Origin of the sequence: Novosphingobium sp. (assembly GCF_019748365.1) — a bacterium.
GTDB lineage: Bacteria > Pseudomonadota > Alphaproteobacteria > Sphingomonadales > Sphingomonadaceae > Novosphingobium.
The window spans coordinates 45,665-71,790 of sequence record NZ_JAIEPN010000051.1 but is presented as its reverse complement, the minus strand read 5'-3'; the positions used below and the strand labels follow the sequence as shown (position 1 = coordinate 71,790).

Annotated in this window: 19 protein-coding genes; 9 read left to right on the top strand and 10 right to left on the bottom strand. The window is 65.8% G+C overall.

Annotated elements, in window-relative coordinates; genetic code table 11:
• Nucleotides 1-300 precede the first annotated feature (300 nt).
• On the top strand, nucleotides 301-972 hold the full coding sequence (locus K5Q19_RS07305) for an alpha/beta hydrolase (protein ID WP_292942783.1): 672 nt from the start codon (nucleotides 301-303) through the stop codon (nucleotides 970-972).
• On the opposite strand, the gene glgX is transcribed toward K5Q19_RS07305, so the two are convergent.
• From glgX to K5Q19_RS07270, 7 genes are all read right to left on the bottom strand, one after another.
• The gene (gene glgX, locus K5Q19_RS07300) at nucleotides 952-2,733 is read right to left on the bottom strand and encodes a glycogen debranching protein GlgX (RefSeq protein WP_292942780.1); all 1,782 of its coding nucleotides are present in this window, start codon (nucleotides 2,731-2,733) and stop codon (nucleotides 952-954) included. The genes K5Q19_RS07305 and glgX overlap by 21 nt on opposite strands.
• Complete coding sequence (locus K5Q19_RS07295) at nucleotides 2,730-4,358, bottom strand: alpha-D-glucose phosphate-specific phosphoglucomutase (RefSeq protein ID WP_292942777.1); 1,629 nt, start codon at nucleotides 4,356-4,358, stop codon at nucleotides 2,730-2,732. Before K5Q19_RS07295 ends, glgX begins: the two co-directional genes overlap by 4 nt.
• Nucleotides 4,355-5,806: a glycogen synthase GlgA gene (gene glgA, locus K5Q19_RS07290; RefSeq protein ID WP_292942775.1), complete on the bottom strand. Its 1,452-nt coding sequence runs from the start codon at nucleotides 5,804-5,806 to the stop codon at nucleotides 4,355-4,357. Before glgA ends, K5Q19_RS07295 begins: the two co-directional genes overlap by 4 nt.
• Nucleotides 5,807-5,923: 117 nt before the next feature.
• Nucleotides 5,924-7,183: a glucose-1-phosphate adenylyltransferase gene (glgC, locus tag K5Q19_RS07285; protein WP_292942772.1), complete on the bottom strand. Its 1,260-nt coding sequence runs from the start codon at nucleotides 7,181-7,183 to the stop codon at nucleotides 5,924-5,926.
• Between the two features lie 29 nt (nucleotides 7,184-7,212).
• Nucleotides 7,213-9,399 (bottom strand): 1,4-alpha-glucan branching protein GlgB, encoded by a 2,187-nt coding sequence (gene glgB, locus K5Q19_RS07280; protein WP_292942770.1) that lies wholly within the window; start codon nucleotides 9,397-9,399, stop codon nucleotides 7,213-7,215.
• Nucleotides 9,396-11,786 (bottom strand): glycogen/starch/alpha-glucan phosphorylase, encoded by a 2,391-nt coding sequence (locus K5Q19_RS07275; RefSeq protein WP_292942919.1) that lies wholly within the window; start codon nucleotides 11,784-11,786, stop codon nucleotides 9,396-9,398. Before K5Q19_RS07275 ends, glgB begins: the two co-directional genes overlap by 4 nt.
• A 286-nt stretch (nucleotides 11,787-12,072) precedes the next feature.
• Entirely contained in the window at nucleotides 12,073-12,573 is a 501-nt protein-coding gene (locus tag K5Q19_RS07270; RefSeq protein ID WP_292942768.1) for a Rid family hydrolase, read from the bottom strand.
• A 202-nt stretch (nucleotides 12,574-12,775) separates the two neighbouring features.
• Here K5Q19_RS07270 and K5Q19_RS07265 point away from each other — a divergent pair, with 202 nt between their 5' ends.
• The 5 genes from K5Q19_RS07265 (at nucleotide 12,776) to K5Q19_RS07245 (ending at nucleotide 19,231) form a co-directional block, all read left to right on the top strand.
• Nucleotides 12,776-13,219, top strand: coding sequence for a cytochrome c (locus tag K5Q19_RS07265; protein WP_292942766.1), 444 nt, complete (start codon nucleotides 12,776-12,778; stop codon nucleotides 13,217-13,219).
• A 37-nt stretch (nucleotides 13,220-13,256) separates the two neighbouring features.
• Complete coding sequence (locus K5Q19_RS07260) at nucleotides 13,257-14,846, top strand: flavin monoamine oxidase family protein (RefSeq protein WP_292942763.1); 1,590 nt, start codon at nucleotides 13,257-13,259, stop codon at nucleotides 14,844-14,846.
• Between the two features lie 61 nt (nucleotides 14,847-14,907).
• On the top strand, nucleotides 14,908-15,903 hold the full coding sequence (locus tag K5Q19_RS07255; RefSeq protein ID WP_292942916.1) for an NADPH:quinone oxidoreductase family protein: 996 nt from the start codon (nucleotides 14,908-14,910) through the stop codon (nucleotides 15,901-15,903).
• An 820-nt stretch (nucleotides 15,904-16,723) separates the two neighbouring features.
• Nucleotides 16,724-17,590 (top strand): p-hydroxycinnamoyl CoA hydratase/lyase, encoded by an 867-nt coding sequence (locus tag K5Q19_RS07250; RefSeq protein WP_292942761.1) that lies wholly within the window; start codon nucleotides 16,724-16,726, stop codon nucleotides 17,588-17,590.
• A gap of 237 nt (nucleotides 17,591-17,827) precedes the next feature.
• On the top strand, nucleotides 17,828-19,231 hold the full coding sequence (locus tag K5Q19_RS07245) for a M20/M25/M40 family metallo-hydrolase (protein WP_292942758.1): 1,404 nt from the start codon (nucleotides 17,828-17,830) through the stop codon (nucleotides 19,229-19,231).
• Here the strand turns inward: K5Q19_RS07245 and K5Q19_RS07240 are convergent.
• Nucleotides 19,212-19,814 (bottom strand): TetR family transcriptional regulator C-terminal domain-containing protein, encoded by a 603-nt coding sequence (locus K5Q19_RS07240; protein WP_292942755.1) that lies wholly within the window; start codon nucleotides 19,812-19,814, stop codon nucleotides 19,212-19,214. The genes K5Q19_RS07245 and K5Q19_RS07240 overlap by 20 nt on opposite strands.
• Before the next feature lie 67 nt (nucleotides 19,815-19,881).
• Between K5Q19_RS07240 and K5Q19_RS07235 the strand changes: the two genes are divergently transcribed.
• Together K5Q19_RS07235 and K5Q19_RS07230 are read left to right on the top strand one after the other, a co-directional pair.
• Nucleotides 19,882-21,060, top strand: coding sequence for an aromatic ring-hydroxylating dioxygenase subunit alpha (locus tag K5Q19_RS07235; protein ID WP_292942752.1), 1,179 nt, complete (start codon nucleotides 19,882-19,884; stop codon nucleotides 21,058-21,060).
• A gap of 127 nt (nucleotides 21,061-21,187) precedes the next feature.
• A complete protein-coding gene (locus tag K5Q19_RS07230) occupies nucleotides 21,188-22,792 on the top strand; it encodes an NAD(P)/FAD-dependent oxidoreductase (RefSeq protein WP_292942749.1) in 1,605 nt (534 codons plus the stop codon).
• A 43-nt stretch (nucleotides 22,793-22,835) separates the two neighbouring features.
• Here the strand turns inward: K5Q19_RS07230 and K5Q19_RS07225 are convergent, their stop codons facing one another.
• Together K5Q19_RS07225 and K5Q19_RS07220 are read right to left on the bottom strand one after the other, a co-directional pair.
• A complete protein-coding gene (locus K5Q19_RS07225; protein WP_292942746.1) occupies nucleotides 22,836-23,021 on the bottom strand; it encodes a hypothetical protein in 186 nt (61 codons plus the stop codon).
• Nucleotides 23,018-24,304, bottom strand: a complete 1,287-nt coding sequence (locus K5Q19_RS07220) for an amino acid permease (RefSeq protein WP_292942744.1) — start codon at nucleotides 24,302-24,304, stop codon at nucleotides 23,018-23,020. The genes K5Q19_RS07225 and K5Q19_RS07220 overlap by 4 nt, the downstream gene beginning before the upstream one ends.
• Before the next feature lie 168 nt (nucleotides 24,305-24,472).
• On the opposite strand from K5Q19_RS07220, the gene K5Q19_RS07215 reads away from it, so the two are divergent.
• The gene (locus tag K5Q19_RS07215) at nucleotides 24,473-26,083 is read left to right on the top strand and encodes a tetratricopeptide repeat-containing sulfotransferase family protein (protein WP_292942741.1); all 1,611 of its coding nucleotides are present in this window, start codon (nucleotides 24,473-24,475) and stop codon (nucleotides 26,081-26,083) included.
• Nucleotides 26,084-26,126: the final 43 nt, after the last annotated feature.

Sequence of the window (26,126 nt, the reverse complement as noted above, 5' to 3'; positions counted from 1 at the left end):
ATCACCACATGCTGCATTGCCGCAAGGCGCAGCCACATCCCGCTATGCTTTGTCTTCATGGGTGTGACCCCTGCGCGTGAACTGGTTTGGTTCGCCTGCCTTGCTTCTGCACGCCAACTGCGGCGTGGACATGGCAATCGCACCCGCAATTCGCAAGATGGCGGGCATCAGTGCGCAGACCGGCGAAATCCCCGCGCGCTTCGTCGCGAGGCTATTGTCTATCGAAAGGGTTGAGTTAACATCGAGCTGGTCGGGACGTACACCGAGTCGACCGGCCATTTCCTCTCCTGGAGACGTAATATGGCCCATGAAATCAATACTTTGAATGATCCTGCCCCACCCGTGATCCTCACCGTGCCGGGCCTTGGCAACTCCGGCCCCGGTCACTGGCAGACGATCTGGGAAGCGCAGCTGCCGCGCTGCCGCCGGGTCGATCTGGGGCTGTGGGACAATCCGCACCGCAACACCTGGGTGAACAAGCTCAACCTTGCGATCCAGCGCGCCGAAGGGCCGGTGGTGCTCGCGGCGCACAGCCTCGGCTGCCTCGCAGTGGCGTGGTGGGCGGAGTATGAGCGGCCCGGAGGCCCGGTCGATGGCGGCAAGGTGATCGGCGCGCTGCTGGTGGCTCCGCCCGATGTCGAGGAGCGCCCGCTTGACCGGCGGCTCACCTGCTTTGCGCCGGTGCCTGAAAGCGCGCTGCCGTTCCCTACAGTCCTCGTCGCCAGCCGCAACGATCCCTACCTGACGATGGCGCAGGCCCGCGGCCTTGCCCGCCGCTGGGGTGCGCGCCTCGCCGATGCAGGGGAGGCGGGGCACATCAATGCTGCGTCCGATCTGGGCGATTGGGCGTTTGGAAGGCTGCTGCTCCACACCCTGCTGCCCGAGCCGCTGCCGGTGGTGCAGGATACGCCGCGCGCGCAACCTGCGGCACGTGAAGAATTCGATCCGGCGCTACTCTGGCAACGTGCCTGATCCCTTTTCGGCCCCGTTCACTCCGGGGCCGGCATAGGGGGCGGCGCGATCGATCCGCAATCCCGTTGATCGCGCCGCCTCGCTTTTTGCGTGCCATGCAAAGCCCGGGGTTGCCGGGTCTTCCCAGCGCGCAGCATCCATCGGCGCGCCGTCCAGCGCGTGCCATGTGCCGTCTTCCGGGAACTGTGCGAAGTCGCGGCCTGCGCGCCATGCTGCCAGTGCCGCGACATGGTCTTCGAGCGTGCGGTCGCGGCCTTCCCAGTCGATCCACATCACCGCGTTGTCCTGCGCATAGGCATTGTTGTTGCCCTGCTGGGTGCGGCCGAACTCGTCGCCGGCGGTCAGCATGATCGTGCCGGTCGAGACGAACAGCGTGCCGAGCATCGCGCGGGCGAAGGCGGCGCGGCGGGCAAGCACCGCCGGATCGTCCGTCGGCCCTTCGGCGCCGTTGTTCCAGCTGAAGTTTTCGCCATGCCCGTCGCGATTGTCTTCGCCGTTGGCGTGGTTGTGGCGGTGTTCGTAGGCCAGCGTGTCCGCCAGCGTGAAGCCATCGTGCGCGGCGAGGTAGTTCACCGCGCGGCAGTCCTTGCCGAACACGTCGGAAGAACCCGCAAGCCGCGTCGCCAGAAGGCCGAGCCCCGCATCCCCGCGCCAGAAGCGCCGCACATCGTCGCGGTACCGGTCGTTCCATTCGAGCCAGTGCGCTGGGAAGCGGCCGAGCTGGTAGCCGCCGGGGCCGATATCCCACGGCTCGGCAATCATCACCCTATCCGCCAGCCAGGGATCGGCGGCGATTTCGGCGAAGATCGGTGCGTCCGCCGCAAAACCCGGCCCGCGCGCCATCACCGTCGCAAGGTCAAAGCGGAACCCGTCCACGCAGCAATGGCGCACGAAATGGCGCAGGCTTTCGACTACCAGCGCGCGCACCGCAGGCTGCGCGAAATCGAGCGTGTTGCCGCAGCCGGTATCGTTGATCAGCGACCCAGCTGCATTGTGGGCATAGGCCGCATCATCGAGCCCGCGAAAGGAGAGCACCGGCCCCAGAATGTCGCTCTCGCCAGTGTGGTTGAACACGAGATCGAGGATCACGCCGATCCCGCGCGCGTGAAGCGCGGCGACCGTCTCGCGCAGTTCCGCCACTCCGCCGGGGCAGAGGCGCGGATCGAGCGCCATGGGGACGACCGGGTTGTAGCCCCAGGCATTACTGAGGCCGAGCGGGGGCAGATGGCGCTCGTCGATCCACGCCGTGATCGGCATCAGTTCGACCGCGCTCACATGCAGCTTTTCGAGATGCGCCAGCACTGCCGGATGCGCGAGCGCCGCCACCGTGCCGCGCTGCGCTTCCGGCACATCCGGGTGCAGCATGGTGAGCCCGCGCACGTTGACTTCGTAGATCAGCCCGCCGCGCTTGAAGACCGGCGGTGCGAGCGGTACCTCCGGCAGCGCGCCCTGCATCACCGCACGCGGCACAAGCGGTGCCGTGTCCACGCCGTATGCAGACAGCGCCGGATTGTATGTGAAAGGCCGGTCGAGCTCGACTGCACGCGGATCGACCAGCAGCTTGGCGGGATCGAACCACAGCCCCTTTTCAGGCGCCCATTCGCCTGCCGCGCGCAGGCCATAGCGGGTGCCGGGGGGAGGGGCGTGCGCAATCCAGTCATCGCCTGCGCGCACCATCGGCACGCGGGTTTCGGTATCCCCGTCAAACAGGCAGAGCATGACCGCCTCGGCGCGCGGGGCGCGCACCGAAAGCCGGGTCATGTGATCACGTCAGGCGCGCTCCGGCCGGTGCGCGCGGCGATCCCGGCGATGGCTTCAGCGGCGGCGATCAGATCGCCGAGCATGGCATCGGTATCGGCATCGAGTGTGCCGCCTGCCGGTTCGTAGCGTTCGAGATAGAGCCGCAAGGTCGCGCCTTCGGTGCCCGTGCCGGACAGCCGCAGCACGATGCGCGATCCGCCGACAAACAGCACCCGCAGCCCCTGATTGGCGCTGTGCGAGCCATCGACCGGATCGTCATAGGCAAAGCTGTCTGCCGTCTCGACCGTCAGCGGGCCGAAGGACTTGCCCGGCAGCGTGGGGAACGAGGCTTCCAGCGCGGCCATCAGCGCTTCTGCAACATCCTTGGGCAGCGCTTCATAGTCGTGGCGCGCGTAGTAGTTGCGGCCGAACTTCGCCCAGTGCTGGCGGGCGATCGCCTCCACGCTCTCACCGCGCACGGCGAGGATATTGAGCCAGAGCAGCACCGCCCAGAGCCCGTCCTTCTCGCGCACATGGTCCGATCCGGTCCCGGCGCTTTCCTCGCCGCAGATCGTCGCCAGCTGCGCATCGAGCAGGGTGCCGAAGAATTTCCACCCCGTCGGCGTCTCGAACGCGGGGATCCCCAGCGCCTCGGCCACCCGGTCCGCCGCCGCGCTGGTCGGCATCGAGCGCGCGATCCCGGCAAGGCCCTTGGCATAGCCCGGCGCGAGGTGCGCATTGGCCGCAAGCATCGCGAGGCTGTCAGACGGGGTGATGAAGATGCCCTTGCCGACGATCAGATTGCGGTCGCCGTCCCCGTCCGAAGCGGCGCCGAACGCGGGCGCATCGGGGGAGAACATGAGGTCGAACAGCACTTTGGCATGGACGCGGTTGGGATCGGGGTGATGCCCGCCGAAGTCTTCCAGCGGCACGCCGTTGTGCACGGTGCCGGGGCGGAACCCCAGCCGCTTCTCCAGCACTTCGATCGCATAGGGGCCGGTGACAGCGTGCATGGCATCGAACGCCATGGTGAGGTCATTCGCCACCGCCGCGCGGATCGCGGGGAAATCGAACAGCGTTTCCATGAGGTCCGCCCAGTCGGCGACAGAGTCGATCACCTCGACCGCCATGCCCGCGACTTCGCTCGTGCCGAGTGTATCGAGATCGACGTCAGCCGCCTCCACCGTCAGCCAGCGGTCGATCACCTTGGTGCGCGCAAAGATCGCGTCCGTGATCGCCTCGGGCGCGGGGCCGCCGTTGGCGATATTGTACTTGATGCCGAAGTCCTCGTCCGGCCCGCCGGGGTTGTGGCTGGCCGAAAGGATCAGCCCGCCGCTGGCGCCATACTTGCGGATCACGTGGCTGGCCGCCGGGGTCGAGAGAATGCCGCCTTGCCCCACCAGCACGCGGCCATAGCCGTTCGCCGCCGCAATCCGGATCGCCGCCTGGATCACCGTCCGGTTGTGATAGCGTCCGTCGCCCCCGATGACCAAGGTCGAGCCCCGCTCCGGCGAGACCGCATCGAACACCGACTGGATGAAGTTTTCCGCATAGTTCGGCTGTGCGAACACCCGCACTTTCTTGCGCAGGCCCGATGTGCCCGGCTTCTGATCGGCGAACGGCGAGGAAGGAATCGTCTGGATCATGCGGTTACCGTAAGGCTCTTGTAGAGGTCGGCATAGGCCCCGCCGCTGCCGCGCCACGAGAAATCCGCGCCCATCCCGGCGCGCTGCAGGCTGCGCCAGGCGGCGGGATCGCGGAACAGGTGCACCGTGCGGGTGAGGGCGTCCGCTAGCGTTTGATAGCGCACCCCGTCGAACTGCACGCCGGTGGCGACGCCGGCCTGCCGCGCGGCGAGGTTGGCGTCGATGACCGTATCGGCAAGGCCGCCGGTGCGGCTCACCACCGGCACGCAGCCATAGGCGAGGCCGTAGAGCTGGGTGAGGCCGCAAGGCTCGAACCGGCTCGGCACGAGGATCGCATCGCCGCCCGCCAGCATGCGGTGCGAGAGCGCTTCGTCATAGCCGATGCGCACCGCGATCCGTCCGGGATGGCGCGCGGCGGCGGCATGAAAGCCGCTTTCCAAAGCGGCATCGCCCGATCCCAGCAGCGCCAGCCGCCCGCCGATGCCGACAAGGTGGTCGGCGGCTTCGAGCAGCACGTCCATGCCTTTTTGCCAGGTGAGGCGGCTGATCACGATAAAAAGGGGACTGTCCCCATTTTTCTCGAGGCCGAACTCCGCCTCCAGCGCCCGCGAGTTCGCGGCCCGCTTGGCCAGCGCCTTCCCGCTGTAGGCGGCCTTCAGTGCGGGATCGCTGGCCGGGTTCCACACTGCGGCGTCGATCCCGTTGACGATTCCGCTTACCTCGCTTTCACGCGCGCGGATCAGGCCTTCGAGGCCCATGCCGAAGCCCGGCTCGCGGATTTCGCGCGCATAGGTCGGGCTCACCGTTGTGATGCGGCTGGCCGAAGCGAGGCCCGCCTTCAGGAAGCTTATGCCGCCATGGTACTCGATGCCGTCGATCGCCATGGCCTGCGGCGGCAGGCCGAGCGCGGGGAACAGGTCCGCGCCGTAGTGGCCTTGAAACGCCATGTTGTGGATCGTGATCACCGAAGGCAGCGGTGGCCCGGCGGGTGAGAAGCGCTGATAGGCCAGCGTCATCCCCGCCTGCCAGTCGTGCGCGTGGATAAGGTCGAAGCCGAGGCCCTTCACCACGCCGCCCGCCACATCCGCCGCCGCGCGGCCGAAGGCGGCAAAGCGTTTCCAGTTGTCCGCCCAGTCGCGCCCGGTGGCATCGCCATAGAGCCCGCCCTCGCGCGCATAGAGCCCCGGCGCATCGAGCACGAGCAGAGGATGGGCGCCGATCTTGCCCGCCAGCAGGCGCGCCGGTTCGCCCAGCAGGCTCTCCCACTTGTGCAGGACCTTGGGTTTCTTGCCGAGCGTGGCGGTCACTGCGGGATAGCCCGGCAGCAGGGTCGTCATGGCGACGCCGTGCGGGGCGAGCGCCTCGGGCAGGGCGCCGACGACATCGGCAAGGCCGCCGGTCTTGACCAGCGGGACCGCTTCGGAGGCGACGGAGAGGACGTTCGTCATGGCTGGCCCACCCCTAACCCCTCCCGCAAGCGGGAGGGGGACTGACAGGTACACGATTCATTAGCCCCTCCCGCTTGCGGGAGGGGTTGGGGGTGGGCAGCGGCATGTGCAGCCCCATCACTTCAGCCGCTCGATCATCGCCTTGTTGATCAGGCACACGCCGTTTTCGGTGCGGCGGAAGCGCTTGGCGTCGAGGATCGGGTCCTCGCCCACGACCAGCCCTTCGGGAATGCGTACGCCGGAATCGAGGATCACGCGCTTCAGCCGCGCCCCGCGCCCGATGTTGCAATAGGGCAGGATCACGCCTTCATCGACGCTGGAGAAAGAGCCCATCTTCACGCCGGTGAACAGCAGCGAGCGCCGCGCGATCGCGCCCGAGACGATGCAGTCCTGCGAGATCAGCGAGGAAATTGCCATGCCGCGCCGCCCTTCGATATCGTGGACGAACTTGGCCGGGGCCGCCACGACCTGATCGGTCCAGATCGGCCATTCGCGGTCATACATGTTGAGCTTGGGCACGACGTCCGTCAGATCGAGGTTCGCCTCGAAATAGGCGTCCAGCGTGCCGACATCGCGCCAGTATTCGCCGATTTCCTCGGCGGCGCGGATGCAGCTGTCGGTGAAGCGGTGGGCCACGGCCTTCCCGTTCTTCACGATCTGGGGGATGATGTCCTTGCCGAAATCGCGGCTGGAGTTGGGGTCGTCGGCATCGCGGCGCAGCGCGTCAAACAGGAACTTCGTGTCGAACACATAGATGCCCATCGAGGCGAGCGAGTGTTCGGGATCACCCGGGATCGAAGGCGGATCGGAGGGCTTTTCGATGAAATCGGTGATCACGCTCGCCGCATCAACCGCCATCACGCCGAAGCCCTTGGCTTCCTCGCGCTTCACCACCAGGCAGCCGATCGTCACGTCCGCGCCGGTGGCGACGTGCTGCTGCAGCATCAGCTCGTAGTCCATCTTGTAGATGTGATCGCCCGCAAGGATGACCATGTACTTGGGCGCGTGGCTCGCGATGATGTCGAGGTTCTGGTAGACCGCGTCGGCCGTGCCTTCGTACCACGCGTGTTCGGAAATGCGCTGCGAGGCGGGGAGGATGTCGAAGCTCTCGTTGCGCTCCGGCCGCATGAAGTTCCACGCGCGCTGCATGTGGCGGATCAGCGAATGCGCCTTGTATTGCGTGGCGACGCCGATGCGGCGGATGCCCGAATTGATCGCGTTCGAAAGCGCGAAATCGATGATCCGGCTGACCCCGCCGAAATAGACCGCAGGCTTGGCGCGGTTGTCGGTGAGATCATAAAGGCGGCTGCCGCGCCCGCCGGCCAGAACATAGGCCATGGCGTCGCGCGCCAGCGGCTGCCCATAAGTATCACGCATGACCCATCTCCCTCCGTTTGCCTTGTGGCTTATCCTTCGAATACGAACATGACCGTTGAAAGGGGCGGCAGGACGACGAGTGCCGCGCCATGCTCCGCTATCACGCCGCCCAGATTGCCCTGGCCCGATCCGCCATAGAGCCCCGCATCGCTGTTGAGCGCCTCGCGCCACGTGCCGTCTTGCGGGAACGGCAGGCGGTATTGCCCGTGGAGCGTCGGCGTCATGTTGCTGACGACGACGACCGTCGGTGCGCCCGGTGCTTTGCGCGCCCAGGCGAAGACCGAGGCGGCGGCATCATCGACCACCAGCCATTCGAAGCCCTCGCCCTCGCAATCGCGCGCGTGGAGCGCGGGGAGGGTGCGATAGGCGTGGTTGAGGTCTTTCACCCAGCGCTGCACGCCGGCGTGCTCGGCGATGTCCAGTTGATCCCAATCGAGCTGGCGGGCTTCGCTCCATTCGCGCCCCTGCGCAAACTCCTGCCCCATGAACAGCAGCTTCTTGCCAGGATAGCCCCACATCAGGCCATAATAGGCGCGCAGGTTGGCGAACTTCTGCCAGGCATCCGCGCCGCTCATCTTGCCGAGCAGCGAGCCCTTGCCGTGGACCACTTCGTCATGGCTCAGCGGCAGCACGAAGTTCTCGCTGAAGGCATACATCAGCCCGAAGGTGATCTCGTCGTGGTGATAGCGCCGGTGCACCGCATCGCGCGCCATGTAGGCGAGCGTATCGTGCATGAAGCCCATGTTCCACTTGAACCCGAACCCGAGGCCGCCGCGCGGCGGGCCTGCCGCATCGGTGGGGAGCGTCACGCCCGGCCAGCTCGTCGATTCCTCGGCGACGGTCAGGAATCCGGCATGGCTGGCATAGACCGCGCGGTTCATCGCCTGCAGGAAGGCCACCGCTTCCCAGTTCTCGCGGCCCCCCTCCTGATTGGGGATCCACTCGCCGTCCTTGCGGCTGTAATCGCGGTAGAGCATCGATGCGACCGCATCCACGCGCAGACCGTCGACATGATAACGCTCGGCCCAGTAGAGCGCATTGTTGACGAGGAAGGAAAGCACCTCGCGCCGCCCGAAATTGTAGATCGCGGTCTGCCAGTCGGGATGGAAGCCGAGGCGCGGATCGGCATGTTCGTAGAGATAGGTCCCGTCGAATTGCGCAAGGCCGTGGGCATCGACTGGAAAATGCGCCGGGACCCAATCGATCAGCACGCCGATTCCGGCCCGGTGCGCCCCGTCGACGAAGCGCGCAAAGCCTTCTGGCTCTCCGAAGCGGGCAGAGGGCGCGAACAGGCCAGTGGTCTGGTAGCCCCAGCTGGGATCGAAGGGATGTTCGGAGACGGGCAGGAACTCGATATGGGTGAAGCCCATCTCGACAACATAGGGGATCAGCCGGTCGGCCAGCTCGTCCCAGGAATAGAACTCGCGGCCATCGCCCAGATCGGCCTTGGGCTTTTGCCATGAACCGGGATGGACTTCGTAGATCGAGATCGGCACCCGGCGCGGGTCGGTCTTGGCCCAGCTTGCGCGGTGATCGGCATCGCCCCACGCATGCGCATCGGGCGCGGCGATCACGCTCGCCGTTGCGGGCCGCAGTTCGGAGCGGAAGGCAAACGGATCGGCCTTCAGCGGCTGGACCGTGCCGTTCGGCCCCATCACGCGGTACTTGTAGGCGCGCCCGGCCTCGATATCGGGCAGGAACACCTCCCACACACCGATGTCCGCGCGCCGACGCATCGGGTGGCGGCGGCCGTCCCAATCGTTGAAATCGCCGACGACCGAAACAAGCTCGGCATTGGGCGCCCAGACCGCGAAGTGCACGCCCCGCGCGCCTTCATGCTCGATCACATGCGCGCCCAGCTTGTCGAACAGCCGGAGGTGCGTGCCCTCGTTGATGAGGAAATCATCGAGCGGCCCAAGCACCGGCCCGAACGAATAGGCATCCGTCAGCCACCATTCGTGCGGGCCTGCGGCGCAGCGATACTTCACCGGCTGGCGGGTGCCCGTGACATGGCCCTCGAACAGACCGCGATCATCGATGCGCTTGAGCTCGCCCAGCGCCTCGCCGCCAAGGGAATGCGCTTCCGCCGTCTCCGCCCCCGGCAGCACCGCGCGGGCAAAAGCGCCGCCCGGTCCCTCGTGGATCCCCAGCAAGGCGAAGGGATCGGCATGGGTCCCATTGAGCAGGGCCTCGAGCGCGGCGGGGGAGGGCTTCATGAGGCGGCCCCGACCCCCCAGATGTCGCGGGCATATTCGCCGATGGTGCGGTCGGACGAGAACCAGCCGACATTGGCGATATTGCGGATCGCCTTGGCGCGCCAGCTCGCCTGATCTTCCCACATGCGGTCCACCTTGCGCTGCGATGCGTGGTAGCTGTCGAAATCGGCGGCGACCATGAACCAGTCGTGGTCATAGATTCCGCCCATCAGCCCGGCATAGCGGGTGGGGTCATCGGGCGAGAATACCCCGGTCGCAATGGCCGAGACTGCCTGCTGGAGCTCCCGGCTGCGCTCGATCACCGCGCGCGGATTGTAGCCCCCGGCGCGCTTCTCGGCGACTTCGTCTGCGGTGAGGCCGAATATCACGATGTTGTCGTCGCCGACGTGGTCCTTGATTTCAACGTTTGCGCCGTCGAGCGTGCCGATGGTGAGCGCGCCGTTGAGCGCAAACTTCATGTTGCCGGTGCCGGAAGCTTCCATGCCCGCGGTGCTGATCTGCTCCGAAAGGTCCGCCGCGGGGATGATCCGCTCTGCCTTCGAGACGTTGTAGTCCGGCATGAACACGACCTTGAGCAGGCCGCCGACCGACGGATCGGCATTCACCCGCCGGGCGATGTCACTCGCCAGTTTGATGATCAGCTTGGCGTTGTGATAGCTCGACGCCGCCTTGCCGCCGAAGATCTTGACCCGCGGCACCCAGTCGCGCTCCGGATGGCTGCGGATCTGGTCGTAGAGCGCCACGGTCTCGACCAGATTGAGCAGCTGGCGCTTGTATTCGTGGATGCGCTTGATCTGCACGTCGAACAGCGCATCGGGATCGAGCCTGAGGCCCATGGTCTGGCGCACATAGGCCGCGAGCGCGACCTTGTTGGCGCGCTTCACTTCGGCGATCCGTTCACCCAGCGCGGCATCGCCGGCAAAGGCGTTGAGGTCGGCGAGTTTCTCGGCATCGTCGAGGAACGCCGGCCCGATCGCATCGGTGATCACGCTGACGAGGCCGGGATTGCACTGCTGCAGCCAGCGCCGCGGCGTGACGCCGTTGGTCTTGTTGTTGATCCGCGTGGGGTAGAGCCCGTGCAGGTCCGAAAACACCGTGGACTTCATCAGCTCGGTATGGAGCGCGGCCACCCCGTTGACGCTGTGCGAGCCCACGAACGCAAGGTTCGCCATGCGCACGCGCCGCTCGCCCGCCTCGTCGATCAGGCTGATCGCGGCAATGGCGCGGTCGTCCAGCCCGCTCTTCCTGGCCTCGCGCAGCACGCGGCTGTTGATCGCATAGATGATCTGCATGTGGCGCGGCAGCAGCCGCTCGAACAGGGGAAGAGGCCAGCTCTCCAGCGCCTCTGGCAGCAGGGTGTGGTTGGTATAGGCGACGGTCCGCCGGGTCACGTCCCACGCCTCGTTGAAATCGAGCCCATGGACATCGACCAGCAGCCGCATGATCTCCGCCACCGCCACCGCCGGGTGCGTGTCATTGAGCTGGATCGCGGCCTTGTCCGGCAAGGTCGCGATATCGCCATAGGTCTGCACGTGGCGGCGCACGATGTCCTGGATCGAGGCGGAGGTGAAGAAATACTCCTGCCGCAGCCGCAGTTCCTGCCCGGCCGGGCTGGAATCCGCCGGATAGAGCACGCGCACCAGCGTTTCGGCGCGCACTTCCTCGGCGAGCGCCCCGGCATAATCGCCCGCGTTGAAGGCATCGAGGCGGATGGGATCGAGCGCGCTTGCGGTCCACAGCCGCAGCGTGTTCACGCGCTTGCCGCGCCAGCCGACCACCGGCGTATCGACCGCGGAGGCTTCGACCTGCTCGGCGGGAATCCACTCGACGCGGTCGCCCCTGTCCACCACTTCACCGCCGAAGCCGATGCGGTACGCACTTTCCCGTCTATCGAATTCCCAGGGATTGCCGTGGCTCAGCCAGGTTTCCGGGAGTTCCACCTGCCAGCCATCGTCCAGCCGCTGGCGGAACATGCCGTTCACGTAGCGGATGCCGTAGCCGTATGCCGGGATATCAAGGCTGGCGAGGCTTTCCATGAAGCAAGCTGCCAGCCGCCCGAGACCGCCATTGCCCAGCGCCGCATCGGGTTCCAGATCCTCGATCGCGCTGAGGTCGAAGCCATAGGACCGGAGCGCCTTCTCCATCTCGCGCGTCAGCCCCATGTTGGAGAGCGCATCGCGCAGCAGGCGGCCGATCAGGAATTCGAGGCTGAGGTAATAGACTCGCTTGCCGCTCTCTTCATAGGTGCGGTGCGTCGATTCCATCCACTGGTCGATCACCTTGTCGCGCAGCGCGAGGACGGTTGCGGTGAACCAGTCGTGCGGGGTGGCGGAATGGACGTCCTTGCCCACGCGGTGGCGCAGAACATCGAGAATATGGGCCTGCATGTCGCCGGGCTCGGCGCGGGCCGGGCTGGCGGCGGGCTTGTCACTCTGGTCGAGGCGCACGGATTGTCACTCCCCCTGTGCAGACGCGGCATGGCACGGGCTTCTGCGGCGGCCCTCGCTCTGGCGTCTGAATGGTTCCGGCCTCTCCCGGAGCTTCACTTCGCAGACTAGGCGACGGAAGTTACCGGCGGCAAGCCACCATCTGCTGCCAAAGAGACCGAACCCGGACGGCTGTCCAAAGGAATACGATTGCAATCGCACGCAGCGGCGCCGTGCCGCGCATCGATCAGCGCTTCTTCGCAGCGATGGCCTCGATCTCGATCAGGAAATAGGGGCCGGCAAGGGCCGAGACCTGGAAGGTCGAACGGGCGACGGTATTGGGGTTTTCCGCCGTCTTGAAGAACTGCTTGAACCCCTCGTTCACGCCAGCAAAATCCATCTTGCCAAGCTTGGGATCGGCCACCACGAACAAGGTCAGCTTGATCACGTCCGACATCGCATAGCCGCGCGCCTCGAGGATCGCCTTGATCCTGGCGAGCGCGCTGATCGTCTGGGTCTTGGTATCGCCAAGGTCCTCGATCGATTTCACGTCCGCGAAGGTCTTGGCCGGATCGACCGGTGAGGCGAGCTGGCCCGAGAGGTAGAACAGGTCCGTCCCCGCCTTCACGTCCGCCCCGTCGAGAATCAGCGACTGCGGATTGCTCTGCACGCGGGTCACTTGCGCTGCGGCGGGCTGGGCAAATGCAAGCGCGGCCAGAGCCAGCGCGGGAAGAAGCGTGAAGCGCATCGGTGGTTCCCCTTGATACAGCGCCGCGGCAGGCGGCGGTTCCGGCCCGGACCATACGCGACAATTCGCGGGTGCAAAAGCGGTGCTTGTGCCCGAATGGTCAGGGCGCTGCGAACCACTTCGGCAACATTTTGCATTGACGGCGCTGCAATGCAGCATAGCTTGGTGCAAGACCGACGGTAGCAGGAGTGGGACCACGACCTTGCCGGGATATCGCCTGACTTCCCTTTTCGCTGGCGCGCTTGCGCTTGCGGCCGCGATTGCCTTCGCCGCGCCGGGCCGCGCGCAAGACCGTGGCGGCGCATCGGATATCGCCGTGGCGGACGAGGGGCGCGAGATCTACGAGCAGATCTGCCAGTCCTGCCACATGGCCGATGCCAGGGGCGGCGGCGTTCCCGGTGCGATGTTCCCCGCGCTCGCCGGCAATCCGCGCCTTGCCGATCACGATTATGCCAGCATTGTCGTCTTGAAGGGGCGCGGCGGCATGCCGTGGTTTTCCGGCATGCTCACCCGGCCCCAGATCGCGGCTGTGATCAATTACGTGCGCGGCCACTTCAACGCCTATCCTGATGCGGTGACCGAGGCCGATCTCGACCGCATCACCACCGCCAATCCGCCGGTGCCCGATTGCAACTGCGGCCACTGATGTCCCGCCAGAACCTCACGCCTGCAAGGTGCCCCGCATGACCGAGCCCGTTCTGCCGACGACCCGCCGCGATCTCCTCAGCCTGATCGGCAAGGTGGGCGGCGGGGCGGCGCTCTATCAGGCGATGACGGTGATGGGCCACGCGGCGGAATCTCAGTTCACCGGGCCGCCGGGGCTTTCGGGTGCGAAGCCCGGCGCTTCGGTGCTTGTCCTCGGAGCCGGGCTTGCCGGGATGCTCGCGGCCTATGAACTGACCAGGGCGGGCTACAAGGTCCAGATCCTCGAAACGCAAGGCCGCGCGGGCGGGCGCAACATGACCCTGCGCGGCGGCGATGTGGTCACCGAACTCGGCTCGGTCCAGAAAGTCGGCTTCGCGAAGGGCAATTACATCAACCCCGGCCCCTGGCGCATTCCGCACCACCACCGCACGGTGCTGCACTATTGCAAGGAGCTGGGCGTCGAGCTTGAGCCCTATATCCAGAACAACACCAATGCCTTCGTCCACCGCAAGGCGGCCTTCGGCGGAAAACCACAGCGCTACCGCGATGTTGTGACCGACTGGAAGGGCCACGTGTCGGAGTTGTTGGGCAAGGCGCTGAATGCCGGTGCACTGGATCAGGCAGTCACCAAGGAAGACAAGGCCAAGCTTCTTGAAGCCATGCGCAGCTGGGGCGTGCTCGACAAGAACATGGCCTATGTGAAGAGCGAGAAGCTGGGCGAGCAGCGCGGCTGGGAGCGTGCGCCGGGCGGCGGCGTGAACGGCGCGCCGATCCCCAACGATCCCTTCAGCCTCAGCGACACGCTCGACAGCAAGATCTGGGAAACATTGGGTTTCTTTGCCGAATATGTCATGCAACCGGCGATGTTCCAGCCCAAGGGCGGCATGGACCATATCGGCAAGGCGTTTCAGGCGCGCGTGGGCAAGCTGATCCGCTTCGGCACACGCGTCACGAAGATCGCGCAGGACGAGCGCGGCGTGACGGCAAGCTGGACCGATGCGAAGACCGGCGCGGCGGGCGAAACCCGCGCCGACTGGATGGTTTGCACGATCCCCGCCACCGTGCTCGGCCAGATCGATATTCAGGTCTCTGAGGCCAAGAAAGCCGCGATCAAGGCGCTGCCCTATGGCAATTCGGTCAAGATCGGACTCGAGATGAAGCGCCGCTTCTGGGAAACCGAGGATGCGATCTATGGCGGCTCCTCGTTCACCGATCAGGCCATCGGTCTGGTGAGCTATCCCGGCCACGGCGCCTTCAGTGATGGCCCGGCGGTGCTGCTGGGCGCTTACCCGTTCGGGGTGGGGGCCTATATCCTCGCCGGGATGACGCCTGAAAAGCGCATCCAGGCCGCGCTCGAGCAGGGCTCGGTGTTCCACCCGAAGCACTACAAGTCCGAATTCCGCAGCGGCGTCTCGCTCGCGTGGAGCCGCATGCCGTGGATTCTCGGCTGCTGCGCGACATGGACCGAGGAAAGCCGCGAGGCGCATTATCAGGATCTTGTCGCGATGGACGGACGCATCGTTCTCGCCGGCGAGCATTGTTCATACTACGGCTGCTGGCAGGAAGGCGCGCTGTTGTCCTCGCTCGATGCGATCACCCGCCTGCACCAGCGGGCGAGTGCGGCGTAGGACTGGACGGAGCGGAGCGGCTGAGGCATCGACTGCGGCGGGAGAACAACCGCCAATGACCATGCTGCCGTCCGTAATGCGCGTCCTTGAAGTGTCCGCGCTGGCCCCCGATCTTGCCGGTGTCGGCCTTGCCGAACGCTCCATGCCGCAGCCGGGGCCTGGGCAGGCGCTCGTCCGCATCGAGGCCGCTGCACTCGGCTTTCCCGATCTCTTGATGACCGAGGGGCTTTATCAGGCCAAACCTCCGCTGCCCTTCGTGCCCGGCATGGAAGCCGCAGGCGAGGTCGTCGCAGCAGGGGAGGGGAGCCGGTGGCAGGCGGGCGACAAGGTGGTTGTCGCGACCTTGACGGGCGCCGTGGTGCAATATGGCGTGTTCGCCGATGCCGCGCTGCTGCCGCTGCCGCAGGGGCTTTCCTTTGCCGAAGGCGCAGCCCTGCGCGCGGCCTACATCACCGCCTACACCGCGATCGCGCGCATCGGCCGCGCCGAGCCGGGCGAGACGCTGGTGGTGCACGGCGCGGCGGGCGGAGTGGGGCTTGCCGCTGTCGATCTTGGCAAGGCGCTGGGCCTCAACGTCATCGCGGTTGCCTCCAGCGCGGAAAAGCGCGCGGCTGTGCAGCGCCTCTATGCGCCCGATCACGTGCTGGCGGGGCCGACCGGGCTGCGCGAACAGATCCTCGAGCTGACCGGCGGGCGCGGCGCGGACCTTGTCTACGATCCCGTCGGCGGCGACGTGTTCGACGAGGCCTGCCGCTACACCGCGTTTGGCGGGCGCCTGCTGGTCGTCGGTTTCGCCGGAGGGCGCATCGCCGAGGTGCGCACCAACATTCCGCTGATCAAGGGCTTCTCGGTCGTCGGCGTGCGCGCGGGCGAGTATGGCCGCCGCTTTCCCGAGCGCGGGCGCGAGGACATGGCCGCGATCCTGCAGCTGGCGGAGGAAGGCCGCATCCGCCCCCATGTCCATTCCGCCGTTCCGCTCGCCGACTGGCGTGAGGCCTACCTTGCGATGCGCGAGCGCCGCGTGATCGGGCGGACGGTGATCCTGCCGCACGGGTAGGGCTTGCTCAGTAAAGCACTGCTTGCCATTCGATCAGTCGTGGGGTTGCCTGACGCAGCGCCCGTTTTCGAGCCGGAACACCCAGGACTGGGAAAGATTGGTGACATAGCCCACGGGGCAATCTAACTGTCTGCCGTCTTTCAGACTTACCGCGACCTTTCCTGCACCTTCGCAAGAGATCGGGACAACCCCGGTAAACCGATTGCCCACGCGAACCAAAGGTGCCCGCGCACGGCATACGGCAACCACGGCTGATTGGGCTTTGCCCGCGGGGTCGTGGACAACGAAGCTGTCGGCAGATTGCGAGCAAGCTGAAAGCGCGGGGAGCAGGAACAGGATCAAGCGTCTCACCACGCTTTAGTGCCCTCAGTCAGCGGTCTTCGCAATGCGGGGCTACCAGACCAAAAAAAAGGGGCCACCCGTTGCCGGGTGGCCCTTGGAAAGTTTGGGAGAGGATGCCTGAAAGGCGTGTTCTTAGTGCGCCCCACCCCGAGTCTTCGCAAGTGCGAAACATGGCGTAGCAGTTGCAGTAATTGCAATTCATCCACCGAAAACCGCCGTTTCAAGCGATTTCAGAGCGTGAATTTTGCATTATTATCAAATGCTGCATTCGTATGCAGTGACCGTTCACACGCCTCTGCACAGCCATCCTGTCCTTTGGTGCAGGTTTTGGGTCCGTTGCGGTTGAAACCACCTTTGTGGCCCTAATTCTTGCTTCACCGGGGCTGAACCGGCCCACATTGCGCCGACTCGCAAAGTGTTATAGTACATAACCCACAAGCCAGATTCACCTGACACGCATGACCCGAGAGGACCCGCTGTGACCGACCAGACCCCGATCGCCCCCAAGCCCGAGCGCGCGGAGGAAGACACCGTCGCCTTCTGCGTAGAAGACGGCATTGCATGGGTGGCCTTCAACCGGCCTGAGAAGCGCAATTGCATGAGCCCCAAGCTCAACCGCCGCATGAAGGCCGTGCTCGAAGAGCTCGAGTTCCGCGAGGACGTGAAGGTCCTCGTCCTCACCGGCGAGGGTGAGGCCTGGACCGCCGGCATGGACCTCAAGGAATACTTCCGCGAGACCGAGGCGCAGGGGCTTTGGGCCGTCCGCAAGTCGCAGCGCGAAAGCTACGGCTGGTTCGAACGTCTGCGCTGGTACGAGAAGCCGACGATCGCGATGATCAATGGCTGGTGCTTCGGCGGCGGCTATGGCCCGCTGTTCGGCTGCGACATCGCCATCGCCAGCGAGGACGCACAGTTCGGCCTTTCCGAAATCAACTGGGGCATCCTCCCCGGTGGCGGCGCGTCCAAGGTCGCCCAGGAACTCATGCCGTTCCGCAAGGCGATGTACCACGCGATGATGGGCGAAAACCTTACCGGCAAGCAGGCTGAGGAGCAGGGGCTCGTGACCGAGGCCGTGCCGGCAGACAAGCTCAAGGAGCGCGTGCTGGAAATCGCCAACGTGCTCAAGAAGAAGGACAGCCACGCGCTGCGCGCCACCAAGTGGACGATGCGCCGCATGGTCGACATGACCTACGACAACGGCCTTGAATACCAGATCCGCGCGCAGGAAGCCCTGCACAGCTTCGGCGGCGCCGCCGCGCGCAAGGAAGCCACCCGCCAGTTCCTCGACGAGAAGAGCTTCAAGCCGGGTCTGGGCACGTTCGACGCGAGCAAGGTTCAGGGCTGATTGCCCACCGCCTGAAGAAGGCCCACCCCCAGCCCCTCCCGCATGCGGGAGGGGAGGAACTTTAAGCCCCCTCCCGCATGCGGGAGGGGAGGAACTTTAAGCCCCTCCCGAAGGCGGGAGGGGTTTGGGGTGGGCAAGGCGGCAATGCGCCACCCCGCGCAACGCTATCAACAAAACATCTTGCGCAGCGCAGCATAGGCCGCCAGCGTCGGGGGACATCTGGAGCCCCGTAACGCTATGTCCCTTTCCCGCCTTGCTCTCGTGTCCGTTCTGGCCCTTGCCCCGCTGCCGGCGCTCGCCGCCGCCCCCGCGGGCTACCCCGCTGCCGAGGCGCAGGTGCTTGATCTGGCGAAGAAGTCTATCGCCATCCGTTCGGTGCGCGGCGAGAGCAACCGCACGATCGACGTCGCCAATCTCTACAAGCAGGCGCTGCTTGCGGGCGGCTGGGGCGAGGGTGATGTCGAGATCACCCCGGTCGACGACACCGCCTACATCATCGCCACGTGGAAGGGTTCCGATCCCAAACTGAAGCCGCTGGTGATTTCGGGCCATATGGACGTGGTCGAGGCCAAGCCTTCGGACTGGCAGCGCGATCCCTTCACGCCGGTGATCGAGGACGGCGTGCTCTATGGCCGCGGCGCGACCGACATGAAGTTCGGCGGCGCCGTTGCAATGTCGTCGCTGATCGAGCTGCGCCGCAGTGGCTTCAAGCCGCGCCGCACCATCGTGATCGAATTCTCGGGCGATGAAGAGACGGTGATGAAGACCACCGGGCTCCTCTCGGACAAGCTCAAGAATGCCGAGATGGTCATCAATGCCGATGCCGGCGGCGGCAAGTTCGACGAAGCCACCGGCAAGCCGCTCTATTGGGTGTGGGACGGCGCCGAGAAGACCTACGGCGACTTCAAGCTCGAAGTTACCAACCCCGGCGGCCACAGCTCCGCCCCGCGCCCCGAAAACGCGATTGTTCAGCTTGCCGAAGCGCTGGTGAAAGTGGGGGCCTACACGTTCCCGGCCGAACAGAACCCGCTGACCAAGGCCTATTTTACGCAGGCTGCGCCCTTCGAGACCGATCCCAAGATCGCCGCCGCGATGCGCGCCTTCGCTGCCAATCCGGCCGATGAAGCCGCGATCGCCGTACTGCGCGCCAACCCCGCCACGGTCGGCAAGGTCGGGACCACCTGCGTGCCGACGATGGCCGAGGCGGGCCACGCGCTCAACGCCCTCCCGCAGCGCGCCGCTGCCTTCATCAACTGCCGCATCTTCCCCGGCCACAGCCTTGCCGAGATCATGGCCCAGCTGGCGAAGGTGATCGACAGCCCGGTCGTCAAGATCATCGACGTGACCGAAGGCTCGTTCGAAACCCCGGCCTCGCCCATGCGGCCCGATTTCGTCGACGCCTCGACCAAGGCCATTCGCAAGGCCTGGGGCAAGGACGTCGCGGTCATTCCCTCGCAAAGCTCCGGCGCGTCCGACAGCATGTATTTCCGCCGCCTCGGCATCCCCGCTTATGGTGCAAGCCCGCTTTTCACGAAGGACAGCGAGGAATTTTCGCACGGCCTCAACGAGCGCGTGCGGCTGGAGAACATCCGCCCCGGCGTGACGTACTACCTGAGCCTCATTACCGACCTGTCGAGATAAGCGTATCGAGGAAGCGGCGCGCGATGTCGCCCGCTTCCTCCGCGCTGAAGCAGCCGGGCGAGAGGCACAGCTCGAGCCAGAGGCCGTCGAGCAGCGCGCTTACGGCAATCGCGGCGCGCCGCTGCTCGCCGGGGGGCATTCCGCAATCGCCTAAAAGGCTCTCCAGCCGCGCGCGCGATCCGGCATACTGCTCGTCGTGCTGTGCCGCGATGGCGGGCCGCGCAGTGACGAGGCTCCAGAACGCGATCCAGGTGGCGAGCAGCTGCGGATCGGCAATTGTCGGCGCGAAAGTCGTCGTCACAAAGGCATCGAGCCGCGCGCGCGGATCGGGGCCCGCCGCTTCCACGGCGCGGTCGAGCGTTTCTGCCACCGCGCCTTCGACATGCGCATAGGTTGCGGCAACAAGCGCTTCGATTCCGGGGAAATAGTGGCTGACCAGCCCGGGCGAGACACCCGCTTCCACCGCAATCGCGCGAACGCTCACGCCGGCCGATCCAGCGCGCGCCAGCACGCGCGCGCAGGCCTCGATCAGGGCAAGGCGGCGGGCGTCGGGTTCGATTCTCCGGAAGGCGGGCGCTTTCATCTTGCATATCCTACGCCTTGTTGTACGATCGTCCAACAAGCAATTTCAACCTGAGGGATTCGTCAGCATGGGCCACCAATCCGTCGTCGCGGCGCTTTCGGCGAGCGAGCACGATCCCGATGCCGACTGGAGCCTGCCCGGCTGGCTCTACACCGATCCCGAATACCACGCGGTCGAAATGGAGCGGGTGATCCGCCCTTCGTGGCAGATCGTCTGCCATGTGAACGAGATCCCCAACGCGGGCGACTGGCGCACGATCGACTATATCGGCGAGAGCGTGATCGTGCTGCGCGGCGATGATGGCGAAGTGCGCGCTTTCACCAACGTCTGCCGCCACCGCGCGATGCGGCTGGTGGAGGGCACTGCGGGCTGCGCGAAGAAGCTCGTCTGCCCCTATCACGCCTGGGTCTACGAGACCGACGGCCGCCTCACTGGCGTTCCCATGAAGTCCGACTATCCCGCGCTGAAGCTGGAGGAAAACGGTCTCGTGCCGGTCGCGCTCGAGGTCTGGCGCGGTTTTGTCTGGGTCTGCCTCAAGCCCGGCGTGTTCCCCACGCCGAGCGAGATGATGGCCCCGCACGAAGCCGAGATCGCGCCCTACCGGTTCGAGGACATGCAGCCGATGGGCGCCATGCGGCTGCGCCCCCGCAATGTGAACTGGAAGAACGTCGGCGACAACTATTCCGACAACCTCCACATCCCGGTCGCGCACGATGGCCTTACCCGAATCTTCGGCAAGTCCTACCAGATCGAGGCCGACGACTGGGTCGACCGCCTGAAGGGCGATCTCGTCGACAAGCCCTCGGCCAACTTCTGGGAACGCTTCTATCAGGAGCATCTGCCCCACGTGGAGGAGCTTCCGGAAGAGAACCGCCGCCGCTGGCTTTACTTCAAGCTCTGGCCGAACATTGCCTTCGATATCTATGCGGATCAGATCGATTTCATGCAGTGGCTTCCGATCAGCCCCACCACCTGCTTGCTGCGCGAGATGGCCTATGCGTTGCCCGACGACAGCCGCGAGATGAAGCTCGTCCGCTATGCCAACTGGCGGATCAACCGCGTGGTCAACAAGGAAGACACCTGGCTGATCGAGCGCGTGCAGCAAGGAATGCATTCGCAGACCTATGGCGCCGGGCCCATCGGCAAGAGCGAGGTCTGTCTGCGCAGCTTCGCCCGCAAGATCCGCGCGCTGACCCCGGAGGCGAGGCTGCACAAGGCCCCGCCGGCGGGGTGGTCGAAGGGTTAGAAGGGCCCACCCCCAGCCCCTCCCGCAAGCGGGAGGGGAGAAGGACGGGCGCAACATAAACTCCCCTCCCGCCTGCGGGAGGGGCTGGGGGTGGGTTTTCCCACTCAGGAAATCGGGAGCAAATCGAATGTCCAACCGCTACGACGCGATCATCATCGGCGGCGGCCACAACGGCCTCACTTGCGCCTTCTATCTCGCCCGCGCCGGGATGAAGGTCCGTGTGCTGGAGCGGCGCGACATCGTCGGCGGCGCTTGCGTGACCGAGGAGTTCGCGCCCGGCTTCCGCAACTCGACCGCGAGTTACACCGTCAGCCTGCTGCGCCCCAAGGTGATCGCCGACATGAAGCTGCACGAGCGCGGCTTCCGCATCATCGAGCGCACGATCAGCAACTTCTTCCCGTTCGAGAACGACTACCTCAAGCTCGGCGGCGGCGCGGGTCGCACTGAGGCGGAGTTCGCGCGCTTCTCGAAGAAGGACGCCGAGACTTACCAGCACTACGACGCGGCACTTGAGAAAGTGGCTCAGGTGCTGCGCGACATCGCGCTGAAGTGCCCGCCCAATGTCGGCGGCGGTGTGCGCTCGCTGCTGGCTGCCGCGCAGCAGGGCTGGCCGATTGCCGGCCTCGGTCTCGATGTGCAGCGTGATCTGCTCGACATCTTCACCAAGTCCGCGCGCGATTTCCTCGAAGGCTGGTTCGAGCATGACTACGTGCGCACCGCCTTCGGCTTCGACGCGGTCGTCGGCAACTACGCGGGCGTCTCGACCCCCGGTTCGGCCTATGTGCTGCTCCACCATGTGTTCGGCGAAGTGAATGGCAAGTTCGGCGCCTGGGGCCACTCGGTCGGCGGGATGGGCGCGATCACGCAGGCCATGGCCCGCGCCTGCGCCGAATATGGCGTCGAGATCAGCCTTGAGGCGCCGGTCTCCAAGGTGCTGGTGAACAACGGCAAGGCAACCGGCGTGAAGCTCGAAAGCGGTGAGGAGCTCTACGCGCCCACCATCGCCGCCAACGTCGGCCCCGCGCTGCTCTATCGCCAGCTTGTCGATTCAAGCGATTTGGACGCGGATTTCAACCGCCGCATCAAGAACTACAAGACCGGCTCGGGCACGTTCCGCATGAACGTCGCGCTCTCCGAATTGCCCGATTTCACCGTGCTGCCCGGCAAGGAAAAGGCCGAGCACCACACCGCCGGCATCATCATCGCGCCGGGCATGGACTATATGGACCAGGCCTTCATCGACGCCCAGACGGGTGGCTGGTCGAAGAAGCCGATCATCGAGATCAAGCTGCCCTCGACCATCGACGACAGCCTCGCTCCTCCGGGCCAGCATGTCGCCAGCCTGTTCTGCCAGCAGTTCGATCCCAAGGTCGATTGGGACAAGCACCGCGAGAAGGTGGCGGATCTCATCATCGACACGGTCAACGACCACGCGCCCAACTTCAAGAACGCGGTCATCGCGCGGCAGATCCACTCGCCGCTCGATCTGGAGCGCAAGTTCGGCCTCATCGGGGGCGATATCTTCCATGGCAACATGGGGCTCGACCAGCTCTGGGCCGCGCGGCCGGTGCTGGGCCACGGCGACTATCGCTCGCCGATCAAGGGCCTCTACATGTGCGGTTCGGGCACGCATCCCGGCGGCGGCGTGACCGGCGCGCCGGGCCACAATGCGGCGGCGGAAATCATCCGCGATCGCGGCACGCTGTGGAAAGTGCTGCACCGCGCGAAGTGACCCCTCATTCCTCCCCGGGTTCGCTCGGGGAGGGGGACAGGCTCTAGGCTGCCACAATCAGCAACATCACCAGTTCAAACAGGAACTCCAGCACCACCGGCAAAAGCTGGATGCCCACCTGCACGAGCAGCCAGAGCGCCCACAGCGTCAGCGTGCCGGCGATGATCCAGTGCTCCTTGCAGTAGTAGAGATACCGCAGCCACAGCCGCTTCCACCAGCGCGCCTTCACGCAGGTGCTGCCTGTTTCGCCCCGCGCACCACGAGGTAGACCGGCACGCCCGCCAGCACGAGGCCCAGGCCATAGCCCACTGCGCTTGCGCCGAGGCCCCATGTCGCCCAGCCGATGAACGCCGCGCCGCCCAGCGCCAGCAGGACAAGCCCGCGCTCTTCGGGAAGCAGGCGGATCGCCGCCAGCATGCTCATGAAATAGGCGAGCATTCCCGCTGCAAGGCTTACCGAGGCGATGAACTGGAACAAGTCGCCAAGGCCCCGCCCATAGTTGAGCAAGGTCACCGCGCTCAACAGGAGCGAAGACACGACATGCGCGCGCACCGGGGTTCCCCGCGCGCCATCCTTGGCGAACCAGGCCGGAAATACCCCGCCGCGCGCCATCGCCTGCGGCATCTCGCCCTGCAGCAGGATGAAGCCGTTCAAGGTCCCGAACGCGCTGATCGCGGCGAACACCGCCACCACCGAGGCCATGTTGCCGCCAAAGGTGCGACCGAGAAAATCCGCCACCGGGGCAGGGGAGGCCGCCGCTTCGGCCGCGGGCATATAGGCCCAGAACGCCACGCTGATCCCGAAATAGACCGCGCCCGTCAGCAGCACGCCGATGATCGTGGCAAGCGGCACCACGCGCGCGGCGTTCTCCACTTTGCCGGCGGGCACTGTCGCGGATTCGAGCCCGAGGAAGCCCCAGAATGTCAGCCCCGCAGCCGTCGCGATGGCCCCCGGCGCGATGGATACTTCCGCTGGCGCCACGCGCGGCAGGCCGCTCGCCGCAAACCACAGCGCCAGCGCAATCAGCAGCACCAGCGGCATGAGCTTGAGCGCGGTCGTCACCACTGAAAACGCCCCCGCCGCGCGTACCCCGCGAATGTTGAGCCAGGTCATCCCCCACACGCAGGCGACCGCCAGCACCGCCGGCACCCCCGGCGTCTTGCCGATCCACGGCACCACGAGGCTGAGGTTGCTCACCACCGCCACCGCGATTGCGCCGTTGCCGGCCCAGAGCATGACCCAATAGCTCCACGCCGTCGCAAACCCGGCAAACGGCCCGAATGCTGCCTGCACATAGGCATAAGGCCCGCCCGAGCCCGGCAGGCGCGCGCCCATCCGCGCAAAGGCGGCAGCCAGTGCGGTCGCACCGGCAATCGTCACCATCCAGCCCAGCAGCTGGTTGGTGCCGAGCGGCGCCAGCGTCGCGGGCAGCAGATAGATGCCGGAGCCCACCATGTTGCCCACGCACAGGGCCAGCACCATCCAGAAATTGAGGCCGCGGGGTTTGTTCAAGAAAATCCCTCCGTTCTCACCCCCGCTCCGTTCGTGTCGAGCGAAGTCGAGACACCGCGCACCCGTGTCTCGACTTCGCTCGACACGCACGGGGCAAGGGAGCGCATGTGTCGAACATGCAGAGTAACGCTTGATCGCGCCGCGTCACCCGTGTTTGTTGCGCGCGCAATGGCCAGCCAACCCAACTCCGTCGTCAGCTACGATCCCCGCCTCGTCCGCGCCGCCATGGCGATGAACGCCAATGTGCTGCACGAGGCCGAGCCGCTGCTGCGCGCGCTGCTCAAGGATAACCCCTTCGATGTGCGCGCGATCCGCCTGTTTGCCGAACTTGCGGGGCGCATCGGGCGCTATCAGGATGCCGAAAACCTGCTGCGCCGCGCGATCGAGCTTGCCCCCGATTTCACCCCGGCGCGCGCCAATCTCGCGCTCGTGCTCTATCGCACCGAACGCGTGACGGAAGCGCTGGAAGAGCTGGCGCAGGTTACCACCGAGGATCCCGACAACCTCAGCAATGCCAATCTGCAGGCTGCCGCCTATGGCCGCATCGGTGAATTCGACGAGGCGCTCGCGCTCTATGCCCGCGTGCTGAAGGATGTACCGAACCAGCCCAAGGTCTGGATGAGCTATGGCCATCTGCTCAAGACGGTCGGGCGGCTTGAGGAAGGCATCGCCGCCTATCGCCGCGCGCTGGCGATCCAGCCGGGCCTCGGCGAAGTCTGGTGGAGCCTCGCCAACCTCAAGACCGTGCGCTTTTCGGACGAGGATATGGCTGCCATGCGTGCCGCTCTGGCTGACGGGAACGTCGCGGATGAGAACCGCTGGCACCTCGATTTCGCGCTCGGCAAGGCGCACGAGGACCGCATCAAGGGGAATCCGGGGGAAGCGGAAACCGCGTTTGCGCATTATGCTGCGGGCAATGCGCTGCGGAAGAAGCGCCTCGCTTACAAGGCGGCGGACACCACCGCTGCGGTCGATGCTGCCATTGCCGTCGCCGCGCCGGAACTCTTTGCGCGCCAGGCTGGTGCAGGCTGCCCCGCGCCGGATCCGATCTTCGTGCTCGGCATGCCCCGCGCGGGGTCCACGCTGGTCGAGCAGATCCTTTCCAGCCATAGTCAGGTCGAAGGCACCAGCGAGCTCCCCGATATCGGCATTCTTGCCCGCAGCCTCGAGAGTTACCCGCAGGACCTTGCCAGCATCGACCCGGCGAAGCTGCGCGATCTGGGCGAGCAATATCTCGAACGCACCCGCGTCCAGCGCCATACGGCGCGCCCGCTGTTCATCGACAAGCTGCCGAACAACTGGCTCTATGTGCCCTTCATCCGGCTGATCCTGCCCAATGCGAAGATTATCGACGCGCGGCGCCATCCGCTTTCGTGCTGCTTTTCCAACTTCAAGCAGCATTTCGCGCGCGGGCAGGGCTTTTCCTATTCGCTGGAGGATATGGGCGCCTATTACCGCGACTATGTCCGCCTGATGGCGCATGTCGACCGCGTCATGCCGGGGAAGGTGCACCGCGTGATCTACGAACGCATGGTCGATGATACCGAGACCGAAGTGCGCGCGCTGCTCAGCGCCTGCGGTCTGCCGTTCGAGCCCGCGTGCCTTTCCTTCTACGAAACCGAGCGTGCCGTGCGCACGCCCAGCTCCGAGCAGGTCCGCCGCCCGATTTTCCGCGAAGGCACCGAAGCGTGGAAGCCGTTCGAGCCCTTCCTCGATCCGCTCAAGTCCGCGCTCGGCGAGGTGCTCACCGCCTATCCTGCCGCACCGCAGGGGTGGTAAGCGCGCCGGGTAATATTACGTTGCAAATCGGCCACGCATACCG